The sequence below is a fragment of the bacterium genome (genome assembly GCA_021372515.1).
Classification (GTDB): Bacteria; Gemmatimonadota; Glassbacteria; order GWA2-58-10; family GWA2-58-10; genus JAJFUG01.
Genome location: JAJFUG010000178.1, coordinates 1 through 6,062, shown reverse-complemented (window position 1 = coordinate 6,062; position 6,062 = coordinate 1). Strand labels below are relative to the sequence as shown.

General features: G+C 60.7%; 5 protein-coding genes. 2 read left to right on the top strand and 3 right to left on the bottom strand.

Annotated elements, in window-relative coordinates:
• Positions 1-256: hypothetical protein (locus LLH00_16345; GenBank protein MCE5272850.1), on the top strand; the 256-nt coding region annotated here is incomplete at its 5' end.
• Between the two features lie 452 nt (positions 257-708).
• Here the strand turns inward: LLH00_16345 and LLH00_16340 are convergent.
• The 3 genes from LLH00_16340 to LLH00_16330 form a co-directional block, all read right to left on the bottom strand.
• Positions 709-2,616 (bottom strand): diguanylate cyclase, encoded by a 1,908-nt coding sequence (locus tag LLH00_16340; protein MCE5272849.1) that lies wholly within the window; start codon positions 2,614-2,616, stop codon positions 709-711.
• A gap of 91 nt (positions 2,617-2,707) precedes the next feature.
• The gene (locus LLH00_16335; GenBank protein ID MCE5272848.1) at positions 2,708-3,589 is read right to left on the bottom strand and encodes a 2-oxoacid:ferredoxin oxidoreductase subunit beta; all 882 of its coding nucleotides are present in this window, start codon (positions 3,587-3,589) and stop codon (positions 2,708-2,710) included.
• 56 nt (positions 3,590-3,645) lie between these two features.
• Positions 3,646-5,400 (bottom strand): 2-oxoacid:acceptor oxidoreductase subunit alpha, encoded by a 1,755-nt coding sequence (locus LLH00_16330; GenBank protein MCE5272847.1) that lies wholly within the window; start codon positions 5,398-5,400, stop codon positions 3,646-3,648.
• Positions 5,401-5,742: 342 nt separating this feature from the next.
• Here LLH00_16330 and LLH00_16325 point away from each other — a divergent pair.
• Positions 5,743-6,062: N-acylglucosamine 2-epimerase (locus LLH00_16325; protein MCE5272846.1), on the top strand; the 320-nt coding region annotated here is incomplete at its 3' end.

The following is a 6,062-nucleotide window of genomic DNA, read 5'->3' as shown; positions in this document are numbered from 1 at the left end:
CGCGGAGCGTTGCCGGGTGATGCTGGTGGTAGGGACCTCGGGCCTGGTGCAGCCGGCGGCCTCGCTGCCGTGGGTGGCGCGGCGCTGCGGTGCGCGGGTGGTGGAGGTCAACCCGCAGCCCAGCGAGATCAGCCAGAGCGCGGACATTCTTCTGCTCGGCCCCGGGGGCGAGGTGCTGCCGCGTCTGGCGGCACGGGTGAAAGAACACCTGGAGAGCGGGGTTGCCGGACAGAGGGAAGAGGGTATGAAAACGTAGGGGCGCGGCGCGCCGGGCCTGATTTGTCAGATTGAATCCCCCCGTCCCTCCTTTGTCGAATGGGGGGGACAAAAACGGGACACGGTGCGCCGTGCCCCTATACGTTAATCATAGGCTAGTTTTATCGAGGTGACATGTAATCTTGCCAACATACCACTTTGTAGTTAATACCCTGTGGAATAGAATGTACGCACCTGTGTAAATAAATCTTCCCACGCGCCTTCAGGTAGTTCTTTACGTGCATTAAGACCATCCTTGTCCCGAACTAATCTCCCCTTTGGATAGATAAAAAACACACTATCTATAACAGGCTCCCCTTTTCGCATTGTTCCATATATCATGAGATAAGGAGTCTGACCAAAGTTGATGGCAGTCCACGTACCACGCCCATGGGCTCTCTTAATATCCCAATTCATTTGTTGCCCATATTAAATATTTGATTTCACACGTGTTCAGGCGGGCGAGGGATAGGGCTCGTCCGGTTTGCCGCTGTCCTCCCCGAACACACACAGACGGTTCTTGCCGGTCCGCTTGGCCAGGTAGAGGCCCTTGTCGGCCAGGATCAGCAGCTCGCGGTGGTTTTTCACGTTCTCGTTGTCCAGGGCGGCCGCCCCCACGCTGATCGTGACCTTGATCTTGTTGCCGGAGAACAGGACCGAGGAGTTCTCGATCTTGCGGCGCAGCTTGTCACCCAGGGCGCGGGCCTGCTCCAGGTTCGTGTCGGGCAGCAGCAGGACGAATTCCTCGCCGCCGTAGCGTGCCACGATGTCGGAACCGCGCCGCGAGCCGCGCAGCAGCCGGGCGATATGGATCAACACCTCATCGCCGAACTGGTGGCCGTAGGTGTCGTTGACCCGCTTGAAATTGTCAATGTCGGCCATCAGCATGGCCAGGTTCTGGTTGGCGCGCCGGGCGCGGCTGAATTCGAGGGTGAGCGATTCCATGAAGAAACGGTGGTTGTACAGCTCGGTCAGCCCGTCGGTCACGGACAGGGTCTCGAGCTGCTTGTTCAGCTCGTGGAGCTTGCTGAGCAGGCGGTCTTTCTCCTCCTCGGCTTTCTGGCGCTCGGTGATGTCGACAATGCTGATCAGGATGTTGCGGTACCTGGCATCCATCGGCGGGATGGCCACGTTGACCAGCACGTGGATCCGGTCGCCGCGCAGGGTGCGGTGGATCGACTCGGTGTGCAGGGAGTTGCGGTCCTCGGCCAGGGCGAGGATGAACTGGCGAATGGTGTCATCGGTTTCGGGCAGCATGATATTCTCGACCGAACCGACCAGCTCGGACTTGTTGTCCGCGCCGTAGAGCTTGAGCGAGGCGTCGTTGACATCGATTATCCGCACCATGTGGGTGGCCTGGACCACGAATTCCGGGTTCTTGTCCAGGAATTCGACCCAGTCGCGCACACCTTTGTCGCGCTGTTTTTCCACCGCGGTGCGCAGCTCGGCGTAGTCCATCTCCCAGAGGGCCACCTCGGCGATGCGGAAAATGGTGCGGTAGCGTTCCTCGGACTCGCGCAGTCGCTCCTGGGCTTTCTTGCGGGTGGTGATGTCGCGCTGGATGGTCAGGGCGCCGATCACATCCCCGCCGTCATCGACCATCAGGTTGCTGTTGATCTCCACCTCGGCCACGCCGCCATCGGCTCGCTTGACCTGCACCTCCTGGTGGCGCACCTTGCCGCCCTTGCCGTCGGGGGTGGGCACCATCCTGGCCACCAGCTCGAAATTCTCGCTGGTGTAGATGTCGAGCATGTGCTTGGCCTTGAGCTCGCGCTTGTTGTAGCCGAAGAACTCGCAGGCCATCTTGTTGCAGTCGATTATCTCGCCGCGGGTGTCGACCGTGTAGTAGACGTCCGGGGCGTTGTCGTAGAGCAGGCGGAATTTCTGCTCGCTTTTCTTGAGCTGCTCGGTGCGCTGGCGCACGCGGGCCTCCAGGTTGCGCTTGGCGATCTGGAGGTCGGAGATGAGCTTTTTATTCTGCAGGATGATGTTGCGGCGCTCGATGCCGTTTTCGACCACGATCAGTAGCTTGGGCAGCTCGACCGGCTTGACCAGGAAATCGAAAGCCCCGTGCGAGATGGCGTCCAGGGTGGTCTCAATGGTGGCGTAGCCGCTGAGAATGACCGAGATGGTGTCCGGGCGGTTCTGCTTGATCCATTTGACTATTTCGAGCCCGCTGGCGTCGGGCAGCTTGAGGTCGACCAGCACCAGGTCGTAATCGTGGGAAGCCAGACGCTGGAAAGCCTCGGCGCCAGTGGGAGCGCTGTGCACCAGGTAGCCTTTAGAGCCGAGGAAATCCTGGAGCAGCTTGAGTATGTTTGCATCGTCATCGACAGTCAGAATAACATATTGGCTTTTCATTCCGGGCTCTTCCGGTAGTGGATTAGGCATCGGAACTCGTGGCGGCGAGTCGCCAGTCACCCTGTCCGCGCGCAACCCCAATCACAGCCCGTCAGACCCGGTACAGGTCCATCAGGCTGGCCAGGGTTTTGTGAGGATCTTTCTCCACGGCCTTGTGGAGCTGGGCCATTTTATCGTGATAAGAGGGACGGTTGCTCCGGTGGATCACCCCCACCGAGATGCGCCCTTTTTCGTTCACCACCCGGAACGCGTTGCACAGGTCGGAGTTGTCGTAGTCCGGGTCCTGGTCCAGGTAGTGCAACTGATTCTTTATGGTAAGGAACTGCTCCTTACCCACGAAAGTGACACAGGGACTGAGCACCTGAATGAAAGCGAAGCCCGGATGACGGATGCCCTGGACGATGATGTCCACCAGGTGCTTGATGTCGCCCGAAAAGCCGCGGGCGACAAAAGTGGCCTCGCAACCGAGGGCCAGGCCTACAGGGTTCATCGGGGTCTCGACGCTGCCGTAGCCCGAGGTGGTGGTTATCATCTCGGAGGGCGAGGTCGGCGAGAGCTGTCCCTTGGTCAACCCGTAGATGTTATTATCCATCATCACGTAGGTGATGTCTATATTCCGCCGGCAGGCATGCGGGAAATGACCCGTGCCGATCGAAAACCCGTCGCCGTCGCCCCCCGCGGCCAGGATTGTCAACTCCGGGTTGCCGAGCTTGGCCCCGATGGCGATGGGCAGCGCCCGGCCGTGCACCGAGTTGAACCCGAAAGTCTTAAGATATCCCGGAATCCGGCTGGAGCAGCCGATGCCGCTGACCACCATGGTGCGTTCGGGTGTAAGCTCGAGGCCGGCAAAAGCCTGCGCCAGGGCGTTCAGAACGCCGAAATCTCCGCAACCGGCACACCAGACCGGCTTAAGGTCGGTTTTATAATCGCTGGGCTGTGCCTTTGCGACTACCGCTTCCTGAGTTGAAGACATTCCCAGTCTCCCCTGTAATATATAATAATCCCGGTTTCAGGAAACAAAAAAACGTTTCAGAACAGCCGGCGCACCTGATCCATGATCTCATGGATACCCAGATAACGCGCCCCGCTCCGTCCATAGTGGACAGTTCCCTCCGGAAGGTCCATCTGTGTCTTGAGCAGGTTGAGGAACTGACCGGAGTAGGACATCTCGACCACGAGCAGCTTTTTCAGCGGGCCGAGCAGTTTTTTCAGCTTTTCCGTGTTCAGCGGGAACAGCACCTGCGGGACCACGGCCTTGACCGGGTAGCCCTCATCCAGCAGGTTTTCCACGGCCTCGCGCACGGCGCCCTTGCTGGAGCCCCAGGCCAGCACTCCCACCGGGGCGTCCTCGGGGCCGTAATGGCGCATGAAACAGACCTCCTCGGCGATGAAGCCCAGCTTGCGGTAGCGTTTTTCGTTCATGCGCTGGTGCATCTCGAACTCGGAGGTGGGGGCGCCGAACTCGTTGTGCTCTATCCCGGCGGCGCGGTAGATCATGCGGTCAACGCCGGGGATGCTCATGGGTGAGACGCCGGTCTCGGTGAACAGGAAACGCCTGTACTCGGCCGGGTCGAGGTCGACCGGCGGATGGGCCCGCTCCCAGGAGCGCACGATGGAGATATCCGGTTCGGCGAAAGCGGCCTTGCGCTGGCCGATCGAGCCGTCGCTGAGCACGATCACCGGTATCTGGTATTTTTCCGAGACATAGAAAGCCTCACGCATAACGTCCAGGCAGTCGGAGACATCCGTGGGGGCCATCACCACCCGCGGCGAATCGCCGTGCCCGCCGAACACGGCCGCCATCAGGTCGGACTGCTCACTCTTGGTGGGGATGCCGGTGGAGGGGCCGGCCCGCTGGACATCCACGATCACACAGGGTATCTCGGCGATGGAGGCCAGGCCGATCAGCTCGTTCATCAGGGACAGGCCCGGGCCGCTGGTGGCGGTCATGGCCTTGCGCCCGACCAGGGAGGCGCCCAGCACCATGCTCAGGGCGGCGATCTCGTCCTCGGTCTGGATCATCTCGCCGCCGAACTTGGGCATGAAGACACTCAGCCATTCCATGATTTCGCTGCTGGGGGTGATCGGGTAGCCGGCGAAGAAACGGCAGCCGGCCAGCATGGCGCCGTAGGCGACCGAGTCGTTGCCGGTCATGACCACCCGCGGGTCGGCTTTGACCGAGGGCCGCACCAGGCGTATTTTCTCCTTGCGCTTGATATTGTTCCGGATGAAATCGCGGCCCATCTCGAAAGCTTTGAAATTGGCCTCGACGATTTTTTCCCCCTTGCGCTCGAACAGGTTGCGGATGGAATCGAGGTGCGACTGTTCGGGCAGGTCGGCCAGGCCGCAAATCGCCCCGATGACGGCCATGTTCCTGGCCAGGGTGGTCCCGGCGGCCTCGCGCGCGATCCGGGTGAGCGGGATTCGGTAGATGGCGTGGGGGGGGCTGCCGATAAAGGGACGCTCCGGCTCGGGGTCGCCCTCCTCACCGTCCTCGAGCACCACGCCGTGGGGCAGAAGGGTGAGTTCGGCGCCGAAGCGGCGGTAATCGCTCCAGTTGAACACCACCAGCACATCCAGATCATCGGCCTGCACGGAACAGCGGCGGCTGGTGATGCGGATCTTGCACGCACTTTCGCCGCCGCGTATCTGCGGGCCGAAACTTTTGAGCATGATGCAGTTGAGACCCTCGCGCGCCGAGGCGGTGACAATGATCTCGCCCGCGGCCATGACACCATCGCCGCCGCTGCCCACCAGTCCGAGATTCAGCTCGTTAGGTTTCATCGGCCCCTGTCCTGTAAAAGCGTGCCCTCGCTACACCCTGCACGCAATTTGAGAATGCAAGTACGGCGGATTGTGCACACCTTGTAAACTGCCTGCCGTAAAAAAAGTATACATTATCCGCAATTTGATTTCAACATCGTACTGACAAAAGGGATGCGTATTCTGAGAATACAATGCGCTTTAATCCGCCCGGGCGCAAGAGAGGGCGGCGGCGCAGAGAACGGTCACGGCCCGGGAGGACGCCCGTCTTGCCTGTGGCCGGAACCGTGTGTAACTTAGGAAATGAATGCAGAGCCGCGCAGAGCCGGGCGGCCGGAAAGCCTAAATAAGCCGGGAGGAAAGATGTGGAGCCAGCCTTTCGAGCACCTTCTGCAGCAATACAACCAGGAGCTGCACGGCAATATATTGCCGTTCTGGATGCGTAACGGGATCGACCGGGAAAACGGCGGGTTTTTCACCTGTTTCTCGAACGACGGCGCGAGGCTGTTGAGCCGTCAGAAATTCACCTGGAGCCAGGGGCGTTTTGTCTGGCTGCTGTCGCGCCTGTACCGCAACCTGGAGGGCCGTGCGACCGAGGCCGAGCGCAGCGCGTACCTGGAGCCGGCGCGCGCGGGGGCCGAGTTCCTGATGCGCCACGCCCGTCTGGAGAACGGCAACTGCGC

Excerpts from the sequence above, each read along its gene's own strand:
- LLH00_16340 (MCE5272849.1), bottom strand. The coding sequence starts at position 2,616 with ATGAAAAGCCAATATGTTATTCTGACTGTCGATGACGATGCAAACATA.
- LLH00_16335 (MCE5272848.1), bottom strand. The coding sequence starts at position 3,589 with ATGTCTTCAACTCAGGAAGCGGTAGTCGCAAAGGCACAGCCCAGCGAT.
- LLH00_16330 (MCE5272847.1), bottom strand. The coding sequence starts at position 5,400 with ATGAAACCTAACGAGCTGAATCTCGGACTGGTGGGCAGCGGCGGCGAT.